Source organism: Rothia sp. HMSC071F11 (assembly GCF_001809115.1).
GTDB lineage: Bacteria > Actinomycetota > Actinomycetes > Actinomycetales > Micrococcaceae > Rothia > Rothia dentocariosa.
On record NZ_KV795756.1, the window covers coordinates 378,834 to 399,393 of the forward strand.

Genomic DNA, 20,560 nt, shown 5'->3' on the forward strand with positions numbered 1-20,560 from the left:
GCGAGTTTTACCGGCGTAATCGTTAGTCTCTTGAAAGGTACATGATGCGCGTAGATATTTGGTCAGATATTGTTTGCCCTTTCTGCTATTTAGGTAAGAGGAATTTTGAAATAGCTCTCGCCCAATTTGAGCACCGTGATGAGGTAGAGGTTCGTTGGCATAGCTTTGAGCTCGACCAAAATGCCCGGGAAGATAATGCTTTGCCGCTTGCTGAACGTATTGCCGCGAAATATTCTCTCAACCTAGAGGAATCTATTGCTACCCAAGAAGGAATAGCAGAACGTGCCCAAGAAGTGGGCTTGGATTTTAACTGGCGCATCGCAAAGTACGGCAATAGTTTTGATGCTCACCGTATTATTCATCACGCAACTGCACAGGGGAAAGCAGCAGAGGCTCAAGAGGCTTTCAAAAAAGCATATTTTACGCAGGGACGCTCCATTGAAAAACACGAGTCCATTCGGAAGATTGCCGCTGAAATCGGTCTCGATTCACGTCAGGTTGATGAAATACTCGCTGGCGACCACTATGCTGAGGATGTGCGCGCTGACGAACGCGTGGCACAGGAATTGGGCATCACGAGCGTTCCTTTCTTTTTGATTGAAGCGCAGTGGGTTATTAACGGAGCTCAACCGTCCGCGGCAATTTTGGAAGGGCTCAACCGGGTTTGGACTGAAACTCACTAGCCCTAAATTATGAGCCCTGTAAGACCGAACACGGCTTCAAAGCTCTAATGCCTCCAAGGGGAGAGCGGAAGGAACAACCTGCGGATTCGGTGGGCATGGCTGTTCCTATGGCAACCAAAGCAAATGATGCTAGATCAAAACATGTGCCTCTTTAACTGTTTGCTGTACCTACGGTCAAAGATGCACATATTTCTTAAAATCCTGTATGTTTCTAATTTCCGGTGGTGCCAAGACCAGATCCCGCGGCCGGAGCTGGGGAAGCTGGTTCTTCTTTCTTTTCGTCCTTCTTATCTTCGGGTTTTGGTTCGGAGGCCTTACGTTCTTCCTCGGTTAGCCCCTCAAAATAGTCGTTGAGTGTGACCGTGATGAGCTTACGCTCGGCGACTAGCCCAGCAAGACGATCAAGAAGCGGAATAATGGTCGTGAAATTCAGATGCCCTAACAGGATTCGTTGCGGCAGAACGTATTTGAGCGATCGCATATAGATAACACGCGCTGAGGTTTTGGCCTCATCTCCGAGAGTTCCTTCCCACAGCACCGGGCGCGTGTATCCTACGCTAGCGGCTACTTTGAGCACTCGCGCATCATAGCTGCCGTAGGGGGGACGAAAATAGGGCTTTGCCGAGACCCCAAAAACTCTTTGAATCTCAGCCTCGTTCTTCTCTAGTTCGTGCTTAATCTGATCATCTTTGAGAGTTTTTAAATCGGGGTGACTAAAGGTGTGGTTTGCAATTTGAAGCTGTCCGGTTTGCACTAGCGGCTTAAGCACATCAACATTTTGAGTGAACCCCACATAGGTCATATTGACAAAGAAGGTTAGGCGCACACCGGTACGCGCAGCAAATTCTGCGTAGGCTCGAATTGTTTCTGGGCTGACTCCATCGTCAACGGTCCACGCGATATAACGTCCTTCACCCGGCAGGCGGGTCATAGGGGCAGACCATGGCTGTTTCGCAATAGTTGCTACGTTGAAACCTGCATTCGGCTTTGGCGGCGCTGCGGGAGAGAACGTGAGCGACTCAGGAACATTATCCTGTGTTTCATGAGCGGTAGAGGAAAAATCGCTAGTAGTCGCATTAATAGTCTTGGGCGTGGAGGCAAAAATAATCGGTGCTAATGCACCGAGAGAACCAGCGAGAAGCAGACGGCGTGAAGGAGAGTGCGGCATACTCTTAAGGATAACGTGCGGTTAGCTCAAGAGATGACAATCGACGCTTTTGCGAAAGTGTCAGATTTTAACTAGTACGGGTACAACGCTGAAACCTTGCATCATCTAGCGTTTTCGCCTGTAGCCTACTGTTACCATGGACATATGGTCAAGAAAATTACTCTCGTTGCGGCCGCTTCGGTTGCGTTACTCACCGGGTGCTCCGCAGAAGTTGTGCCCGGTTTGTCTCTGAATTCCGCTCCAGACTATGGAAATCGCGGCGATATTACCGTCTCCGCCGAGGTCCTAAACGGCAGTGAACATAATGGTTATAAGGCTCAAACTGGAAAGCTTCGGATCTTTCAAGACGGTCAAGAAATCAATTCTGCCGAGCAGAGTCTAGAAGCGAAAACTAACTACTATCGGCTGACTTCGGCTGATAACCATGAGTTGGCTGGCAAGGTTATTCAGGTGGCTGTTTATGCGGATAACCCTAATGACGTAGTGAAATGCGGTATCAAAGTTACCGGCGAAGAAGAGCCTGTGCACCACGTAGAACAGGCAGAAGGTAAAGGCGCGGCGTACTGCCAGGTAAAACTCAGCTCAGGCCCATTCCAGCTGCATACTGAAGAATCCGGGCAGTCTGAGCATCACTAGAAAGTGGTGAGCACTGAACTGATACTTGTTCCTTCATCGGCTGAGAGTATCTGATCTATCGCACACACTAAATCCGTAGCAGCCCTAACGACGAAAGAGAAGGACTCGGTCTCCACAGTAGAGGGGAACCGAGATCCTTTTCTCTTTAAACCCGTTTGAATACCCCCCCTGAGAAGAAGATTAAGCGGCTAAGAAACTAATTGATGAGGACGCTTTAGAGGTCGAACTTGAAAATAGGGTGTTTTATTGCAAGATATGGAAAACTAGAAAGCATGGAGAATCTAGGCCCACAAGAATTGCGCAGCGTGGTCACCGAAGTTGCCGGTGAAGCCGTTAACCTAGGGTATCGTATGGGCGATGCCGTGCATCGTTGGCGTGAACAGCGAGCTGTGGCTCACGGGCGTGAGCCTATTGTGGTGCCATCTGAAGGATATGGACGGGTAGCCACAGATACTGAATCCGGGTGGGTGCGTATTCTTGGGCGTGCCCTCTATAAAACGGCTGCCTTTGAAAAACTCCTACACGTGGTGGAAGGCACCGAAGATACCGATAACCCGACGCGCGGGTGGCGGGCTTTTACCACCGTTGCCATGTCGGATGTGTACGTGACTATTCTTATTGCGGGCCATACGTTTGAGGTACAAACCGACCGTGGTGGAGTGCTGGATGTGCGCCTTGACCTAGACTTACCGGCCGGAATGCATAAGGTCATCATGTATGTACCGGGTTCCCGCGCCGTTGAAACTAATGTTTATATCGTCCCGGAATCCCAGAAAATCGGGGTTATCGTAGACGTCGATGATACCGTTATGGTGACTATGTTGCCGCGTCCTCTTGTCGCTGCGTGGAACTCCTTTGTACTGGATGAGCACGCGCGCATTCCGACCCCGGGCATGGCGGTGCTCATGGACCGCATTCATCGAGCACATCCTCAGGCACCTTTTATGTATCTTTCCACTGGCGCTTGGAATATCACACCGACACTGCGTCGCTTTCTGACCCGCAATGGCTACCCGCGTGGAACCTTCCTATTAACAGACTGGGGGCCAACTCCTGACCGCTGGTTTAGGTCGGGGTCCCAACACAAAGTGAACTCTCTAAAACGACTTGCCCAAGAATTTCCCCAGATGCAGTGGATTCTTATCGGCGACGACGGACAGCGTGACCCGGATATATACAACGGATTTGCGGTGCGCTACCCGCAGAACGTCGCCGCTATTATGATTCGTAACCTCACGGTGGGGGAGAGCGTTCTCGCCTCTGGGCGGGTCTGGAGCGATCAGAGAGCGCAAAAAATGACAAATTCTCCATTGTGGATGGAGGCGAATGATGGGCATACGTTGAGCCGACTGCTTCGTGAGCGAGGACTTCTCTAAACACGTATTAGCACGTATTAGGTTGTACATCTGTATGGCTGTTCTCTGTGGTGTGGGGAAGAGATGACCTCATCTTGAGGGCTGGCAGGGGAAGATCAACTATTGAGACAGTAGATCATTACGCTTATCCACAGGCGAACTGTACCGACCTCATACGAGATGTGGGTTTTAATGGGTTTGACGATTTCTCTCACAAAAACCCAACAACACGCCGATCATCTGAATGTTTCAAAAATTTCTTAATCACATCTTTGCCATACTCTCAAAAGCCATAAAAACCTTCCAACACGACGCATGTAGGTGGAATCCAGTCGAGTTTTTCAGTCTCGTTCCGCAGAGAATCAAGGAATGGGTATAAAAGCTTAAAAATCAAGAGGGAAACAATGCCAGAAATCTCACATAAAGACCTGTTCGCCCTGAAAAAACAGAACAGATTTTCAGTTTAAAAGAGCGATGCGCGTTCCGCTCACAGAGCCGATATGTGGATAACTCTGTATTGTCCGCAATAATTAGCGGAATTACACTCTCCTGAGGTGTGGATAAACTGAATGTCCTTGTGCTCGCGTGTGGGTTTCTCGAACAAAACATCCACACTTCACCACAGCATCTTGTGCCAGAGAAATTTTCAGACACAACATGTAGTATTAATACCCGGCTCGATTCTTTGCGCGGTCGATGACGAAATGCTTCCAGTCTTCTAGAGCTAAAGGAAGTCTCATCAAGCACAAGAATCCTCTGCCTTGCACACAAAGTATTCACGCAATTACGCTCCGCCTTGGGGCTGACAAGGAGAAAACCGATGGTAGTGACCGTGTACACCAAACCGCAGTGCGTTCAGTGCAACATGACCTACCGGGCGCTAGACGCCAAGGGCATCAACTACGACAAAGTAGACATTACGGAAGATTCCCGGGCGCTAGAGATGGTTAAGTCCCTCGGATACATGCAGGCACCGGTCGTCATCGCCGGTGAAGAGCATTGGTCAGGATTCCAGCCTGACAAGATTAACGCGCTTGCATTAGCATAGGCGGCAGCGTCAAGCACGACTCAACCCACAGAATTTCCGTGGGTATTTGATCGTGGAGTAAGGAGAAATATGAGCACCCCCCTCGCACAAAATCCTACGCATGAGAACGCTGAGATTCAGAAGATTATTCTTCAGGCACGTGATGCTGCTGAGGGCCGAGCGACTCAAAGCTCGTTGGGTAAGGATTTGCCGCTCGTTGTCTACTTCTCCTCAATTTCAGGCAACACACACAAGTTCGTTGAGAAACTACAGGCACGAAACGTGCGCCTTCCTCTGCGAACTAAGGATGAGACTCCCGTTATGCACGAACCCTATGTGCTGTGCGTACCCACATACGGGAAACCAGAAGGGGCAGGCAATGTTCCCCCGCAGGTCGTCAAATTCCTGAATGACGAAGAGAACCGTCGCCAGCTTCGCGGTGTTATCGGATCGGGAAATACAAACTTCGGATCTCTCTTCGGAATCGCAGCAGATATTGTGGCGAAGAAATGCGATGTTCCCTTGCTCTTCAAGTTCGAGCTTATGGGAACCCCCTCAGATGTCGAAAAAGTAAACAAAGGATTGGAAGAATTTTGGACGCAAAACTGCCTTCAGCGCTAGAGACTCTCGGTGCCGGACACAGCTCCAAAGCGGTACCTGACAAATTCAAAGGTATGAGTTACCACGAGCTGAACGCTTTGCTGAATCTCTACGATGAAAACGGCATGATCCAATTTGACGCCGACCGTCAAGCCGCACGTCAGTATTTTCTTCAGCATGTTAATAACAACACGGTTTTCTTCCACGATCTCGAAGAAAAAATCGAGTACCTGATTGAGAATCAGTACTACGAGCCGGAACTCTTCGACCGGTACAGTTTTGACTTTGTGAAGTCTCTTTTCAAACGTGCCTATGCGGCCAAGTTCCGTTTTCCCACCTTCCTAGGCGCCTTCAAGTTCTACACTTCCTACGCGCTCAAGACCTTCGACGGTCAGCGTTACCTGGAGCGTTTCGAGGATCGTGTATGCATGGTGGCTCTGCTTCTTGCTGAAGGCAATGGAAAACTTGCAGAAGAGATCGTAGATGAGATCATTTCCGGTCGTTTTCAGCCCGCAACCCCGACCTTCCTGAACGCTGGTAAGAGGCAGCGCGGTGAGCTCGTTTCCTGCTTCCTGCTGCGTATTGAGGACAATATGGAGTCGATTGGCCGTTCCATCAACTCTGCCCTGCAGCTTTCAAAACGTGGAGGCGGTGTCGCGTTCGCCCTCACGAACCTACGTGAGTCTGGGGCTCCCATCAAGAAGATTGAGAACCAATCATCCGGTGTTATCCCTGTGATGAAGCTCCTTGAGGATGCATTCTCATATGCAAATCAGTTGGGGGCTCGTCAGGGTGCAGGCGCGGTTTACCTGCACGCGCATCACCCCGATATTTATGCTTTCTTAGATACTAAGCGTGAAAACGCAGACGAGAAGGTGCGCATTAAGACCCTGTCTTTGGGCGTTGTGATTCCTGATATTACCTTCGAGCTGGCAAAGCGTAACGAAGATATGTATCTGTTCTCGCCCTACGATGTAGAACGTATCTACGGAGTAGCTTTCTCAGATATCAACGTTTCTGAGAAGTACTACGAAATGGTGGATGACTCGCGGATTCGCAAGACCAAGATCAACGCGCGCGAGTTCTTCCAGACCATTGCTGAGGTGCAGTTCGAGTCCGGGTATCCCTACGTGATGTTTGAGGATACGGTTAACCGGTCTAACCCGATTGAAGGCAAGATCATCATGTCTAACCTTTGCTCGGAGATTCTGCAGGTTTCAAAGCCGTCGATTTACCACGACGATTTGAGCTACGCCGAAATTGGGAAAGATATTTCGTGCAACCTTGGGTCTCTCAACATCGCAATGACCATGGACGGTGACGACCTAGGGAAAACCGTTGAAACCGCTATTCGTTCGCTTACCGCAGTTTCCGACCAATCCGATATTCGTTCCGTGCCGTCTATCGAACGCGGTAACGATATGAGCCACGCGGTCGGTCTGGGGCAGATGAACCTGCACGGGTACCTGGCGCGTGAGCACGTTTACTACGGTTCCGAAGAAGGTCTGGACTTCACCAATATTTACTTCTACACGGTGACGTACCATGCTATTCGCGCTTCCATGGAGATCGCCAAGGAGCGCGGCGTGACCTTTGAAGGGTTTGAGAGTTCAAAGTACGCTAACGGTGAGTTCTTCGCCAAGTACATTGAGAAGGAATGGGAACCGCAGACCGAACGGGTACGTGAGCTGTTTGCTAAGCATCATATTCCGACCCGCGAAGACTGGATTCAGCTTGCCGCCGATGTAGCCCAATACGGCATGTACAACCAGAACTTGCAGGCCGTTCCGCCCACCGGATCTATCTCGTACATCAACGGTTCGACTTCTTCGATCCACCCGATTGCTTCTAAGATTGAGATTCGTAAGGAAGGCAAGCTGGGGCGAGTCTACTACCCGGCACCGTTCATGACGAACGATAACCTGGAATACTTCCAAGACTCCTACGAAATTGGGTACGAGAAAATCATAGATACCTATGCCGTGGCAACTCAGCACGTGGATCAAGGTCTGTCTTTGACTCTCTTCTTCCGGGATACTGCGACCACTCGCGATATTAACCGTGCCCAGATTTACGCATGGCGTAAGGGTATCAAGACTATTTACTACATTCGTCTGCGTCAGATGGCTCTTGAAGGCACCGAAGTTGAGGGCTGCGTATCCTGCATGCTGTAAATGAATCAGCATCTTACGGGTTTCGGGGTGCAAGAGGTTCTTCTTGCACCCCGAAACAGACTCGATTAGTAACTTAGAAAACATTACATGCCTGTGTGGGCGTGACATCCAATCTGGGAGATACACATGAGTGAAAAAGTGCACCTCGTCGACCACCCGATTGAGGCTATTAACTGGAACCGCCTTGAAGATGATAAAGACCTTGAGGTATGGGACCGTTTGACCGGTAACTTTTGGTTGCCTGAAAAGGTTCCGCTGAGCAATGATGTTCCCTCATGGAAGACCTTGACGGCGGAAGAAAAAGAGTTGACCATGCGTGTTTTTACGGGGCTGACTCTGCTGGATACTATTCAGGGCACCGTTGGTGCTGTGTCTCTTTTGCCGGATGCAGTCACTGCGCACGAAGAAGCTGTATACACCAATATTGCCTTCATGGAGTCGGTGCACGCTAAGTCGTATTCTTCGATTTTCTCGACTCTGAGTTCGACTAAAGAGATTGATGATGCCTTCCGTTGGGCCTCCGAAAATGAGCACCTGCAGAAGAAGGCGAAGATTATTCTCGCATACTACACGGGGGATGATCCGCTCAAGAAGAAGGTTGCCTCTACGCTGCTGGAGTCCTTCCTGTTCTACTCAGGGTTTTACCTGCCCATGTACTGGTCGGCGCACGCTAAACTGACGAATACCGCCGATCTGATTCGTCTGATTATTCGTGACGAGGCTGTTCACGGCTACTACATTGGCTATAAATTCCAACGTGGTTTAGCAAAAGAGAGCCCGGAACGGCAGGCAGAACTTAAGGAGTACACCTTCAACCTGCTGTACGAATTGTATGAGAATGAGGTATCCTACACGCATTCACTCTATGACGGTGTGGGCTGGAGCGAAGACGTCAAGAAGTTCCTGCACTACAACGCGAATAAGGCTCTCATGAACCTGGGGTATGAAGCGATGTTCCCGGCGAGCGTGACCAATGTTTCGCCTGCTATTTTATCGGCTCTTTCGCCCAACGCCGACGAGAACCACGACTTCTTCTCGGGATCTGGCTCATCTTATGTGATCGGTAAAGCCGTGAACACTGAGGATGAGGACTGGGATTTTTAGTCTCAAAAACTGATTCTGAGATCAGGAAGATATAACTTTAAGAAACCCGTATATTTCCTTGAAAACGTAGGGAATATACGGGTTTTGTGCGTCAAATTCAGGGGAGTCTAGGAGACTCGTAAAAATTTTTTAAATCTTGGGTGTGTCATCTTTATGTAACTCTTCACTTGAGATTTAAAAACTTATAGGGTGGAGGTGCAAGCAATTGTCGAGCAAAGGAGCGATGCTCATGTTTAAGACTACGCTGTCAGCCGTTCGGCGTGCCACCCTGGTCGGGGTCGGCGCCGTCTCTCTCGCGTTGGGCGCTTCGATGCTGTCCGCCCCCGCAGCTTCTGCATATGTGCAGGCGTTCGTTCCGGTCATTCCTCCGGCAACTAGCTCGGATGCAGGTATCTCAGCTCCGGCAGTACATGATTCGAACTCCGTCCCCTTGGAACATGAACATGTTGTTAACTGGTCGGATTATGAGGTGACGGGTGATCACGAGATTACCTTTAGCGTACCGACCGGTACCGCAACTTGTTTTGATGTACGTGCCGAAGCTGCTGAAAGTAACGGTACTCTCCACGTGGCCACTGTTGAGGGCTCCGTGCTTGGAGCGCCCGATAAGTGCACCATGGAAGGGCGCACCGTTAAGGTAAGGGTTTACACCAATGCTCCTGCATCGTCCTTGAAGGTGCAGCAGCTTCCTGCATCGCAGGTAACCCTTCATGAATAAGAAGAAGATCCAGCCTGTGTAAGGTGGCGAGATCCAATGCTAGAGAGTATCAAAAGATAGCTTGGGTAGACGGGTCTTTCACACATACTCTCTGAGAGGGATAATGATCGGGGTACCTCACCTATATGGTGTGGGGTACCCCGATTTATATTCGATATTCACTAATAAATTGAGCGCTAGGTTATGCATGCTTCTTATTCTCTTGCGCCATTAAATCTTGGTAGTACGCAATTTTTCGGTCCACAAAATCAATCCTTCGCTGGGCATCAAGTAGCTGCTGACGGGCAACGTGTGCGTAATGTTCGATAATGTGTAAACGCTCCGATGCTGTAGACACGCCACGACGGCAGAGGTCTACATAGGCTTTGACATCGTTAATGCTCATACCGCATGCACGTAAGCAGTGAATCGTTTCAAACCACCCCACGCATTCTTCGGTGAAAACACGCCGTCCATGTTCATCTCGTTGCACAGTGGGAATAAGGCCTTTGTCGCTGTAATACCGTACCGTATGCGGGCTTATGTCAAGCTTTTCTGAGATTTCTTTGACGCTGTAACTCATAATTCCAGTATCTCACGGCACTCCAAAGGTATAAGATACTAAGTTTTATTCTCAAAAATACACGTGGAATAACATACCTTTTATCTTCCATAGCGCTTGCTTTCGAGTAACTCGAAGGGCGTACTCTAATACAACGACTGGTTAAAACTTAAAGCATCTACATGAAAGTGAGTACAGCTAATGCGTTCAGTCATTATGGAAGAACCCGGTAAGGTCGTCGTAGAAGACCGCCCCATGCCCACCCTCCTGGAACCCACGGATGCCGTTATTAAACTTGCCGCATCCTGCATCTGCGGTTCTGATCTGTGGCCCTACCGTGGCGCGCAGCCTGTAGACCATCAGCAGATGGGTCATGAATATATCGGTGAGGTTATCGAAGTTGGCGACGATGTTAAGACCGTCAAGCCTGGTGACTTTGTCGTTGGTTCTTTCTGCATCTCATGCGGCGAGTGTGCAACCTGCCAGGATGGTTACCCGTCACGGTGCCTTAAGGCCATTGCTGCAGGCGATGGTTTCATTGGTATGCGCTCGAACGGTACCCAGGCGGAATACGCCCGTATTCCTTTCGCAGACGGCACTTTGGTTAAGACTCCCGCATACCCTACCGCAGAACAGATTCCTCATCTGATGGCAGCATCCGATGTGCTGGGGACTGGCTGGTACGCAGCCGACGCCGCCAAGGCCGGCCCAGGTAAGACCATTGCTGTGGTAGGCGATGGTGCCGTTGGTCTGGGCGCAGTTATTGGGGCTAAGCAGCTGGGCGCTGAAAAGATCATCATAATGTCTCGCAACCCCGAGCGTCAGGCGTTAGCTAAGCAGTTCGGCGCAACCCATGTAGTGGAAGAACGCGGTGAAGAAGGCATCGCCAAGGTTCTAGAGCTTACTGACGGGGTGGGAGCGCACGGTGTTGTGGAGGCTGTGGGTACTCAGCAGGCCTTTGACCAAGCCCTCGGATGCGTACGCCACGGCGGCTACATCGGTTTCGTAGGCGTGCCCCACGACAGCTCGATCGGTACCGACGTGCTCTTCGGCAAACAGGTTCACCTTGAAGGAGGTCCCGCGCCGGTCCGTAAATACCTGCCGACCCTGATTGACCTGATTTACAAGGGTGAGATTGAACCCGGTAAGGTCTTCGACCTAGTATTGCCCATCGACGAAGCCCCCAAGGGCTATGAGGCAATGGATCAGCGTACCGCGACCAAGGTGCTGCTGACTATGTAGTAACTATATTTACTTTCGAGCGAAGAAACTCCTGCGAGCATGAACTACTGAATCATGAGCGTGGGAGTTGCTTTGTCTTTGACCTGGGAACATTGTGTCAAGAGACCTTCCGCAAGATGGCATATTTTCCTCGCCGTATATCTCACATATAAATTTAGGCGACAATCCGTGAGCTAGAGCATAGAATGGGATATGGAACTGTTGGTTTCTACTTGTTAAGGACAATGATGACGAACAAGCCTTTCCCTTCCGACCTCGAAATTGCTCTCGCTGCTGAGCTTAAGCCTATCACCGAAATAGCCGCCGAGAACGGCATCAGCGAAGATCGTTTGGAGCCCTACGGTAAATATGTTGCCAAGGTCCTGCTCGACGAAAGCACCAACGCAGAAACCGCCCAAAAGCGCGGTTCCAAGTACATTGTCGTTACCGCTGTAACTCCCACGCCGCTCGGCGAAGGTAAGACCGCAACCTCTGTCTCGCTAGCACAGGGATTCGCCCAGACCGGACGTAAAGCTGCGCTGGCGCTTCGCCAGCCTGCCATGGGACCAACCTTCGGTATTAAGGGCGGTGCCGCTGGCGGCGGTTACTCGCAGATCGTTCCCATGGAGAAGCTAAATCTGCATCTGACCGGTGATTTCCACGCCGTTACCGCAGCCCACAACCTACTGGCCGCCATGATCGATAACCACCTGCACCAGGGTAATGACCTGCGCCTCGACCCCCGTGCTATCGAGTGGCGCCGTGTTATCGACATGAACGACCGCTCCCTGCGCAACATCGTAGTCGGTCTGGGTGAGCGTATTGATGGCGTGCCCCGACAGACCGGGTTTGATATTACCAGTGCCTCTGAAATCATGGTGATTCTTTCGCTGGCAACCTCCTTTGAGGACCTGCGCAAACGTTTGGCAAAGATTGTTATCGGTCTGAACTACGATGGTGAGGCAGTCACCGCCGCCGATTTGAAGGCTGACGGCGCAATGGCTGTTATTCTGGCGGATGCCATTAACCCCAACCTGCTTCAGACTCTCGAACATACCCCGGCACTTATTCACGCGGGCCCCTTCGGAAACATCGCTACCGGTAACTCATCAGTTGTCGCTGACTACGTTGGCTTGGAATACTCCGACTACGTGATTACTGAGGCAGGCTTCGGGGCAGATATGGGTGCTGAGCGTTTCTTCAACGTCAAATGCCGCATCTCAGGGCTGAAGCCTGATGCTGCTGTGCTGGTTGTCACCGTACGTTCTCTCAAGTCGCACTCGGGGTTGTACAAGATCGTGCCGGGCAAGCCGCTGCCTGAAGGCATGCTTGAAGAGAACCCTGCCGACGTTGAAGCAGGGGCTACTAACCTGAAGAAGCACATTGAGATTGTGCGTGACTTCGGTGTGCAGCCGGTGGTAGCTATTAACGCGTTCCCCACCGATTTCGATTCTGAGCATGAAGCTATTCGCCGTATTGCCGAAGAGGCTGGCGCTCGCGTGGCTATCCATCATGGTGTCGCTGAGGGCGGCAAAGGCACGGTTGACCTGGCAAATGTGGTTGCTGAGGCCTGCGACGACGTTTCGAACTTGGAGTACACCTACGATCTTGAGGATTCTCTCGAAACTAAGCTTGAGAAGGTTGCCACTAAGGTTTACGGGGCAGACGGTATCTCGATTGCTCCCGCTGCTGCCAAGCAGCTTAAGCGTTTTGCTGATTTGGGATACTCGCAACTGCCGGTGGTGATTGCAAAGACCCACCTGTCGATCTCTTCTGATGCTTCCCTCAAGGGTGCACCTACCGGTTGGACTTTGCCTGTGCGCGAGGTTCGTCTTGCCGCAGGTGCCGGTTATGTTTACGCTATTTGCGGCACGATGCGCACCATGCCCGGTCTGAGCAAGAGCCCTGCTGCAGAGCGTATTGGTTTTGATGAAAACGGTACGATGATCGGTCTTTCGTAGTGGTTTCTGTGCCATATTTCGCCCATAAAAGGCGAAGGCAAGCTTGATAAGGTGCCGTGGGCATCCTCGTTATGTTGGGATGCGCACGGCACCTTTTCTGTGTCTTCGTGGGCTGTACCGAGGGGTAGTTTTTACCGATTTCGTGTGTGTTGCGAAAAACCATTCAAACAGACCAATTGATGTATAGAATCCGCATGATTACGCGGGTTTAACAATACTGTTATTTAGGGGTGTACCTTGAAAAATGGCTGTATGACGCGGAACTTCCAGAAAAAAGTTTTAGTGATTTATGCCATATAAAAATCAATAAAATCTCGATTGGTATTTAAATGCCCTGCTTTCATGCGGGGTAAAAATAACAGAATGGTTACAAATATGCGCTCAGCTTATCTAAGGTGTTTGGGGAGCAAAAACCATGTAGAAAACCGACCCAAAAGTAGGCTAAACTTGAGTTATCAAGTGATCGAAGGTTTCATGAATTGTCCTCGAGTTGCTTGTGTTTGAGTGAGTGATAGATACCCCCGGGTGTCATAAAACGACCGCGCTATGGTAGCGCGGTCGTTTTGTTTAACCAGACTTGTGCTGCTAGAAAGCCTACAGGATGTACTGGGCTACCAGCCCCGTGAACCCCATTCTTCAAGGTGTGGACGCTCGGTGCCTAATGTTGTGGAACGCCCGTGGCCCGGAAGCACAATCGCTTCATCATCAAAGTTTCCAAAGAGTTTTTCAAGAACGTTTGAGAAAAGTTCGCCAAACTGCGCGGGAGAATCGGTCTTGCCTACGCCGCCGGGGAAGAGCGCATCGCCGGTGAAAAGCAGGGTAGCGGGGGAGCCATCTTCCCATGTGGTCTGCACAGAATATACGATGGATCCGGGAGTATGCCCGGGAACGGAAATAGCGCGCACCTGCAGCTCTGTATCGTAAAAATCAAAAACTTCGCCGCCGTTTAACTCGTTTTCAATCGTGAAATTTTCTTGCGCATGAATGGCCTCGGTGTCTGCGGATCCTGCATAAGTAATGGCACCGGTGAGAGATTCAAGCTCGCGCAGAGCACGAATGTGGTCCCAGTGCCCATGGGTGACCATAATGCCCGTCACGCCAAGAGCACGGCGGGGGATGGGCTCGAAATCTTCTTCAGATTCGAGAATGCGCACTCTGCGGTCGTTTTCTTCTGTAAGGGCTAGGTTTGGGCAGTCCTGCATGATTGCCTCAAGCGTGAAGGTATACAGTGCTTCCGCATCATAAGCGGGATCGATCAGCATTTGCTCACCAGTATGGCGAATCGTGATCAGGTAGACGCTGTTATCCATGTCTGAGACGCTTAGGGCACGTACCGTAAATTCCGGATTTTCGAAGATAAGAGTTGATTCGGGATAAGTAGCCATATATCCAGTGTACTGATGCGGTGTATATCCCGTTTCTAGTGGCAGGGATAAGGGGGCAACGGGAACAAGTCGCCAGGAAAAAGTTCGCCACGAGTCAAACCTGCATCATAAAGCATGCTATCCCCGCCGAAAGAGCGTAGAATGTAGATTCGAAGATAGACGAAAGGATTTTCGATGCCTCCCCGCGCTGGATCAGCAACCACCCCTTTGCAGTCAAAAGACTTGAGCAGCATTCGTGTGCAGGGTGCTCGCGAAAACAACCTCAAGAACGTTGATCTTACGATTCCACGTGACGCAATGGTAGTTTTTACGGGTCTATCGGGATCGGGTAAATCTTCACTTGCTTTTGACACCATCTTCGCAGAGGGACAGCGCAGGTACGTTGAATCACTATCTTCCTACGCGCGTATGTTCCTTGGGCAGGTAGATAAGCCTGATGTTGATTTTATTGAGGGGCTATCGCCAGCGGTCTCTATCGACCAGAAATCTACTTCAAAAAACCCGCGGTCGACGGTAGGCACCATCACCGAGATTTACGATTATATGCGCCTGCTGTGGGCCCGTGTAGGACGTGCGCACTGCCCAGTGTGCGGTGAAGAAATTACCAAGCAAACCCCGCAGCAGATTGTCGATGCACTGCTGGAATACCCCGAGCGTACGCGTTTGCAGGTTCTTGCCCCCGTGGTATCAGCTCGCAAAGGTGAGTTTGTTGATCTGTTCAAAGACCTGGTGACACAGGGCTATTCGCGTGCCCGGGTGGACGGAAAAACAGTTCAACTTTCGGATCCTCCTAAACTAGCGAAACAATACAAACACACCATTGACGTTGTGGTAGATCGCATCGTAATCAAGGAGAGCATCCACCAGCGACTGACCGATTCCGTGGAGACCGCACTCAGACTAGCCGACGGCCGCTTGCTCATCGAATTCGTAGATGTACAGGCAGATTCACCCGAACGTACTCGAACATTTAGTGAAAACCTTGCCTGCCCCAACAATCACCCCCTGCAGGTGGACACTATTGAGCCACGTGCCTTCTCCTTCAACTCGCCCTTTGGCGCATGCCAGGCTTGCGATGGTATTGGTTCCAGGCTTGAAGTTGATGAGGATCTTTTAGTACCCAACCCAGATATGACTCTGGGTGAAGGCGCTATTGCTCCGTGGTCGCAGGGAAAATCTACCACCGAGTATTGGCTGCGTCTTCTTGCAGGTCTCGGCGAAGAACTCGGATTTGACCTTAACACTCCGTGGAAAGATCTTCCTGCCAAGGTTCGCAAAGCAATTCTGGAGGGCAAAGATTTTAAAGTTGAGGTCTCGTACCGCAACCGTTTTGGACGCGAACGCCGCTATACCTCCGGGTTTGAGGGTGTTAAAGCCAATATCATGCGTAAACATCAAGAAACTGAATCTGATTTTGCGCGTGATCGCTACGAACAATATATGCGTCAAGTTGCATGCCCGGTATGTCACGGTGCGCGGCTTAACCCTACTATTCTCAGCGTCAAAATTGAGGGTAAATCCATTGCGGATGTAACCGCTATGCCGCTTCGTGCCGCCTTAGATTTTATGCGCGCCCTAAAGCTGACCCCTCGCGAGGCTAAGATCGCCGACCAGGTTCTCAAGGAACTAGATGCACGCCTGCAATTCCTCTTGGACGTAGGACTCGATTACCTGACGTTATCACGCTCTGCTGGCACGCTTTCGGGCGGGGAGGCCCAGCGCATACGACTGGCAACCCAGATTGGTTCCGGGCTCGTTGGTGTGCTTTATGTGTTGGATGAGCCCTCTATAGGTTTGCACCAGCGCGACAACCGACGTCTAATCGATACCTTGACAAAGCTACGTGATATGGGAAATACCCTCATCGTAGTGGAACATGACGAAGACACGATGCGGGAAGCCGACTGGATTGTCGATGTTGGTCCAGGTGCGGGCGAACACGGCGGTGAAATCGTCCATTCGGGCACTTACAAGGAACTTTTGTCCAATAAAAAGTCGATAACCGGTGATTATATGGCGGGTCGGCGCTCTATTGAAGTTCCAAAGAAACGCCGCCCACATGACCGTAAACGTGTGTTAAAGGTCTATGGAGCTCGCGAGAACAACCTCAAAAATGTTGATGTTACCTTCCCCCTAGGTGTTTTTACCGCGATCACAGGCGTATCGGGATCGGGTAAATCAACCCTCGTGAACGATATTCTCTATACCTCACTGGCGAATAAACTCAACGGTGCAAAACAGGTTCCAGGACGGCACAAGAAGGTAGACGGTCTGGAACATCTGGATAAGGTTATTCACGTTGACCAATCGCCTATTGGGCGTACCCCGCGGTCAAATCCCGCGACGTACACCGGTGTATTCGACCATATTCGTAAGCTCTTTGCCGAGACGAATGAGGCTAAAGTGCGCGGATATACGCCCGGGCGGTTCTCGTTCAACGTTAAAGGCGGTCGATGCGAAGCATGCTCGGGTGACGGCACCCTCAAGATTGAGATGAACTTTTTGCCGGATGTTTACGTGCCTTGCGAAACCTGCCAGGGAAAACGCTATAATCGCGAAACCCTCGAAGTGCATTACAAAGGTAAGACTATTTCTGATGTGCTTGAAATGCCGGTTGAAGAAGCTGCAGAATTTTTTGCGGCCTTCACCCCGATCGCTCGGCACTTAAACACGCTGGTTGATGTGGGGCTTGGCTACATTCGTCTAGGGCAGCCCGCAACCACGCTTTCAGGTGGTGAGGCGCAGCGCGTGAAACTTGCCGCAGAGCTGCAGAAGCGTTCTAACGGTCGTTCGATCTATGTGCTTGATGAGCCTACAACGGGTCTGCATTTTGAGGATATCCGTAAGCTCTTAACTGTGCTTCAGTCTCTCGTTGATAAGGGCAATACCGTTATCACGATTGAACACAACCTTGATGTCATTAAATGTGCCGACTGGATTATTGATATGGGTCCGGAAGGTGGCGACGGCGGAGGCACCGTAATCGCCGAAGGAACGCCTGAAGACGTCGCACAGGTTGAGGAGTCTCATACCGGACGTTTCATCAAGGAACTTTTGGTGTGAGTCATATTTCAGGTAATCATCCGCGAGCGCAAATACGCGGTGCTGTAACAACTCTCGACAGAGTACGCCATATTCTTGCTGCTCAGTTAGAGGCAGATTTCTGTTTACCTGCGGGAGCTATCTCTCAAGCACAGAATCTGGGTGCTGAGGTCCTGAGCGCACTGCAGCTTCCAACGGAAGAGATGAGCGCATCCCGCCGCCGCAACGCTGATACCTGGGAACTTCGGGTAGGTAACTATCTGGGCGTGGGGTTGCTTTGCGCAAAGTATCCCCGGGTTTTGAAAACGGCCACTGAGTATATGCGTGGGGATCTCTCAAATTGGCTGGGCGATTATGCACCGTTACGCCAGCTGAATGAACTCTTGACCCCTTACAGCCAGCAGGTGAGCGGAACAAGCGTATATTACACGCCTTCACGCAACCTGCTTGAATCTGTGGTTCCGCCGGATGCTCCGGCGCAAGAGGTTAAATGTGCGGTACCCGGAATCGGTATGATGCGCCGGGTAGACAGCGGCGTTCTTCGAGAATCCTTACGGCAACATATTTGCGGTCTTCGCACGGTGACGAAAGTACCGAACGCTTCGGCAGATGCTTTAGAGGCAGATGAAGATGATACGGCGGTTTCGGAATTCTCGGTGCGAATAGAGCTCCTTCACCCCGAGCAGTACGAGCGTTTTCGTGGCGATCCACGGTATTCGAACGCTTTAGGGTTTAGCAAACGTCGCCCCGATATTACGGTCCTTGCAGCATTTGACCCTGACGCCGCCACTGCTTTGGCAGATCCTTTAGCAATGGCGGGTGCAAGTGACGATTCGCCACTGATGCGTCAAATTGGTATTGATGTGCTGCCACAGGTGCGACAACGCGGGCTTGCTGCGCGTCTTGTATATGAACTTTCCCGAATGGTTCTTGCCGATGGGCGTGTTCCATTTTATGGAACCAGTCCTTCACATGTGCTCTCACAGCGTGTGGCTTTGGCAGCCGGATTCATCCCTACATGGTGGGAGTTTGTCTCAACGAGCATGCACGATATGCCGCTCGATGAAGTATCGTAAGGTTCGTAAATTTTTGGTGAGAGTCAGAGAATTTCAGTGAGCGCGCACAACACAGGATTGGTCTTTCGAAAACTTACCCGAAGACCAACCTCGCATTTCTCACAAGATTTACTAGGAGTTCTCAAGCTCCGCACCGTTAGATGTGATCACTCGACGGTACCAATCAAAAGACTTCTTACGGTAACGGGAGAGTGACCCCGAGCCGTCGTCATGACGATCTACATAGACGAAACCGTAGCGTTTCGACATCTGCGCTGTAGACGCCGAAACCATGTCGATACAGCCCCACGTAGTGTAACCGAGTAGCTGCACGCCATCGGCAATAGCTTCGCGCACCTGTTCCAGGTGTGCCCGCAGATAATCGATACGGTAATCGTCGATCACGGTCATTTCACCATCGACCTCAACAAGTTCGTCGCGTGCGCCTAAGCCGTTCTCGACGATGAAGAGCGGTTTCTGCCAGCGGTCCCAGTACTGGTTGAGTACAATACGCAGCCCAACAGGATCGATCTGCCATCCCCATTCGGAAGCGGTCAATGTTGGGTTAGATACTCCACCGAGAATATTCCCTTCGTTGCTTTCGCTGCGGCTTGGGTCGCTGCTGGCACAGGTGGACATGTAGTAGCTGAACGAGACAAAATCGACTGTATTTTTGAGGTCTTCCCGATCTCGTTCGGTAATGTTGAGCTCGATACCTTTTTCGTGGAGTATGCGTAGGAAATATCCGGGATAGGTTCCACGAACGTGCACGTCGCCAAAGGCAAAGTTAGCGTGTTCGGCGTGTAGGGCGGCGAGCGCATCCTGGGGTGATGGTGTGAGCGGATAGGTTGGCATTGCTAAAATCATGCAGCCAATCTGGGCTTGAGGTGCGAGCTCGCGGGCAGCACGGGTAGCGCGCGCTGAGGCGACAAGCTCATGATGAATTGCTTGGTAGAGGTCTTGCTCACTCAGCTGTTCTTTGGGGGTGTTAATACCGCCAGACATAAACGGTAGATGCAGTACCGAATTGATTTCATTGAAAGTGAGCCAGTATTTTACCCGGTGGCCGTAGCGTTCAAAGAGTACCCGGCAGTATCGTTCGTAGAAGTCGATAAGATCGCGGCTTACCCAGCCGTTGTATTGTTCTGCAAGGTAGAGCGGTGTTTCGTAGTGGCTGATAGCGATAAGCGGTTCGATGCCGTATTTTTCAAGTTCATCAAGCACACGGTCGTAGAAGGCGAGACCTTCCTCATTCGGTTCTGTTTCATCACCGTTTGGGAAGACACGTGACCAAGCGATGGAGAACCGGAATACTTTGAACCCCATTTCCGCAAGGAGAGCGATGTCTTCGGGGTAGCGGTGGTAGAAATCGGTGCCCTCAAGTTTGAGGTTATCGGGCGTGGGCGCGGCACTTCGTGGGTTCAGCCCTCCGTGAGGAAGCACATCCTGAATACTAGGACCCTTACCGTCTTCATCCCAGGCACCTTCACATTGGTTGGCTGCGGAAGCGCCGCCCCATAGAAAATTTGGGGGAAACGCGCCGTGCAGGTGGGGTTTGATGATGGGCAGCGATTGGGTGTCATGCGTGAAATGCTGGTCTTGATGCATGGGACTCTCCCGTAGATGGCGGACAGTTAATGCTTAGATGGGGAATACGTATATGGCGGATAGAACACATCGCCGTTGTTTTACAACAACCCTAACAGTTTTAGCGCATATTCTTGCAGGGATGCGCAGTAAGATTACGGAAGATGGCTTAAGTTTCAGCGCTAGAACCTTGGTGCATCGCTTTGCTGCGCCACGCTGTATCGAGTGCTTATGGGTGTGGGCAGCATGCAGAATGTCGGCAGAAATAAAAAGCTCCGGGCACTGTATCTTAGAAAAAGATTC

16 protein-coding genes are annotated in these 20,560 nt (G+C 51.0%); 12 read left to right on the top strand and 4 right to left on the bottom strand.

Going from position 1 to position 20,560, the window contains the following annotated elements; genetic code table 11:
• The first annotated feature begins 41 nt into the window (after nt 1–41).
• A complete protein-coding gene (locus tag HMPREF2554_RS06080) occupies nt 42–683 on the top strand; it encodes a DsbA family oxidoreductase (protein WP_013399174.1) in 642 nt (213 codons plus the stop codon).
• A gap of 211 nt (nt 684–894) precedes the next feature.
• On the opposite strand, the gene HMPREF2554_RS06085 is transcribed toward HMPREF2554_RS06080, so the two are convergent.
• The gene (locus HMPREF2554_RS06085) at nt 895–1,851 is read right to left on the bottom strand and encodes a polysaccharide deacetylase family protein (protein WP_013399173.1); all 957 of its coding nucleotides are present in this window, start codon (nt 1,849–1,851) and stop codon (nt 895–897) included.
• A gap of 144 nt (nt 1,852–1,995) precedes the next feature.
• Between HMPREF2554_RS06085 and HMPREF2554_RS06090 the strand changes: the two genes are divergently transcribed.
• The 7 genes from HMPREF2554_RS06090 (at nt 1,996) to HMPREF2554_RS06120 (ending at nt 9,465) form a co-directional block, all read left to right on the top strand.
• Entirely contained in the window at nt 1,996–2,487 is a 492-nt protein-coding gene (locus HMPREF2554_RS06090) for a hypothetical protein (protein ID WP_013399172.1), read from the top strand.
• Nucleotides 2,488–2,759: 272 nt separating this feature from the next.
• Complete coding sequence (locus tag HMPREF2554_RS06095) at nt 2,760–3,863, top strand: App1 family protein (RefSeq protein WP_013399171.1); 1,104 nt, start codon at nt 2,760–2,762, stop codon at nt 3,861–3,863.
• A gap of 799 nt (nt 3,864–4,662) precedes the next feature.
• Complete coding sequence (gene nrdH, locus HMPREF2554_RS06100) at nt 4,663–4,890, top strand: glutaredoxin-like protein NrdH (RefSeq protein WP_004004799.1); 228 nt, start codon at nt 4,663–4,665, stop codon at nt 4,888–4,890.
• A 69-nt stretch (nt 4,891–4,959) separates the two neighbouring features.
• Nucleotides 4,960–5,490, top strand: coding sequence for a class Ib ribonucleoside-diphosphate reductase assembly flavoprotein NrdI (gene nrdI / locus HMPREF2554_RS06105; RefSeq protein WP_013399170.1), 531 nt, complete (start codon nt 4,960–4,962; stop codon nt 5,488–5,490).
• A complete protein-coding gene (nrdE, locus tag HMPREF2554_RS06110) occupies nt 5,463–7,643 on the top strand; it encodes a class 1b ribonucleoside-diphosphate reductase subunit alpha (protein ID WP_013399169.1) in 2,181 nt (726 codons plus the stop codon). Before nrdI ends, nrdE begins: the two co-directional genes overlap by 28 nt.
• A 126-nt stretch (nt 7,644–7,769) precedes the next feature.
• The gene (gene nrdF / locus HMPREF2554_RS06115; RefSeq protein ID WP_013399168.1) at nt 7,770–8,747 is read left to right on the top strand and encodes a class 1b ribonucleoside-diphosphate reductase subunit beta; all 978 of its coding nucleotides are present in this window, start codon (nt 7,770–7,772) and stop codon (nt 8,745–8,747) included.
• A gap of 229 nt (nt 8,748–8,976) precedes the next feature.
• Nucleotides 8,977–9,465 carry a CTP synthase gene (locus HMPREF2554_RS06120; RefSeq protein ID WP_238382356.1) on the top strand — a complete coding sequence of 163 codons (489 nt, stop codon included), beginning with the start codon at nt 8,977–8,979 and terminating at the stop codon, nt 9,463–9,465.
• 181 nt (nt 9,466–9,646) lie between these two features.
• Here the strand turns inward: HMPREF2554_RS06120 and HMPREF2554_RS06125 are convergent, their stop codons facing one another.
• Nucleotides 9,647–10,027 carry a MerR family transcriptional regulator gene (locus HMPREF2554_RS06125; protein ID WP_013399167.1) on the bottom strand — a complete coding sequence of 127 codons (381 nt, stop codon included), beginning with the start codon at nt 10,025–10,027 and terminating at the stop codon, nt 9,647–9,649.
• 180 nt (nt 10,028–10,207) lie between these two features.
• On the opposite strand from HMPREF2554_RS06125, the gene HMPREF2554_RS06130 reads away from it, so the two are divergent.
• Complete coding sequence (locus HMPREF2554_RS06130) at nt 10,208–11,248, top strand: zinc-dependent alcohol dehydrogenase family protein (RefSeq protein ID WP_070524044.1); 1,041 nt, start codon at nt 10,208–10,210, stop codon at nt 11,246–11,248.
• A gap of 227 nt (nt 11,249–11,475) precedes the next feature.
• A complete protein-coding gene (locus tag HMPREF2554_RS06135; protein WP_070554398.1) occupies nt 11,476–13,188 on the top strand; it encodes a formate--tetrahydrofolate ligase in 1,713 nt (570 codons plus the stop codon).
• 611 nt (nt 13,189–13,799) lie between these two features.
• Here HMPREF2554_RS06135 and HMPREF2554_RS06140 read toward each other — a convergent pair.
• Nucleotides 13,800–14,573, bottom strand: a complete 774-nt coding sequence (locus HMPREF2554_RS06140) for an MBL fold metallo-hydrolase (RefSeq protein ID WP_070554400.1) — start codon at nt 14,571–14,573, stop codon at nt 13,800–13,802.
• 174 nt (nt 14,574–14,747) lie between these two features.
• Between HMPREF2554_RS06140 and uvrA the strand changes: the two genes are divergently transcribed.
• A complete protein-coding gene (gene uvrA / locus HMPREF2554_RS06145) occupies nt 14,748–17,636 on the top strand; it encodes an excinuclease ABC subunit UvrA (protein ID WP_070554402.1) in 2,889 nt (962 codons plus the stop codon).
• The gene (locus HMPREF2554_RS06150) at nt 17,633–18,691 is read left to right on the top strand and encodes a GNAT family N-acetyltransferase (protein ID WP_013399162.1); all 1,059 of its coding nucleotides are present in this window, start codon (nt 17,633–17,635) and stop codon (nt 18,689–18,691) included. The genes uvrA and HMPREF2554_RS06150 overlap by 4 nt, the downstream gene beginning before the upstream one ends.
• A gap of 111 nt (nt 18,692–18,802) precedes the next feature.
• Here HMPREF2554_RS06150 and HMPREF2554_RS06155 read toward each other — a convergent pair whose 3' ends face one another.
• Entirely contained in the window at nt 18,803–20,278 is a 1,476-nt protein-coding gene (locus HMPREF2554_RS06155; RefSeq protein ID WP_013399161.1) for a glycoside hydrolase family 1 protein, read from the bottom strand.
• Between the last annotated feature and the right edge of the window lie 282 nt (nt 20,279–20,560).

Bases quoted from the DNA above. Each gene is read 5' to 3' on its own strand.
- HMPREF2554_RS06095 (WP_013399171.1), top strand. From the start codon at position 2,760: ATGGAGAATCTAGGCCCACAAGAATTGCGCAGCGTGGTCACCGAAGTT.
- nrdF (WP_013399168.1), top strand. From the start codon at position 7,770: ATGAGTGAAAAAGTGCACCTCGTCGACCACCCGATTGAGGCTATTAAC.
- HMPREF2554_RS06155 (WP_013399161.1), bottom strand. From the start codon at position 20,278: ATGCATCAAGACCAGCATTTCACGCATGACACCCAATCGCTGCCCATC.
- HMPREF2554_RS06085 (WP_013399173.1), bottom strand. From the start codon at position 1,851: ATGCCGCACTCTCCTTCACGCCGTCTGCTTCTCGCTGGTTCTCTCGGT.
- nrdI (WP_013399170.1), top strand. From the start codon at position 4,960: ATGAGCACCCCCCTCGCACAAAATCCTACGCATGAGAACGCTGAGATT.
- HMPREF2554_RS06080 (WP_013399174.1), top strand. From the start codon at position 42: ATGATGCGCGTAGATATTTGGTCAGATATTGTTTGCCCTTTCTGCTAT.
- HMPREF2554_RS06140 (WP_070554400.1), bottom strand. From the start codon at position 14,573: ATGGCTACTTATCCCGAATCAACTCTTATCTTCGAAAATCCGGAATTT.
- nrdH (WP_004004799.1), top strand. From the start codon at position 4,663: ATGGTAGTGACCGTGTACACCAAACCGCAGTGCGTTCAGTGCAACATG.
- uvrA (WP_070554402.1), top strand. From the start codon at position 14,748: ATGCCTCCCCGCGCTGGATCAGCAACCACCCCTTTGCAGTCAAAAGAC.
- HMPREF2554_RS06130 (WP_070524044.1), top strand. From the start codon at position 10,208: ATGCGTTCAGTCATTATGGAAGAACCCGGTAAGGTCGTCGTAGAAGAC.
- HMPREF2554_RS06120 (WP_238382356.1), top strand. From the start codon at position 8,977: ATGTTTAAGACTACGCTGTCAGCCGTTCGGCGTGCCACCCTGGTCGGG.
- HMPREF2554_RS06125 (WP_013399167.1), bottom strand. From the start codon at position 10,027: ATGAGTTACAGCGTCAAAGAAATCTCAGAAAAGCTTGACATAAGCCCG.
- HMPREF2554_RS06135 (WP_070554398.1), top strand. From the start codon at position 11,476: ATGACGAACAAGCCTTTCCCTTCCGACCTCGAAATTGCTCTCGCTGCT.
- HMPREF2554_RS06090 (WP_013399172.1), top strand. From the start codon at position 1,996: ATGGTCAAGAAAATTACTCTCGTTGCGGCCGCTTCGGTTGCGTTACTC.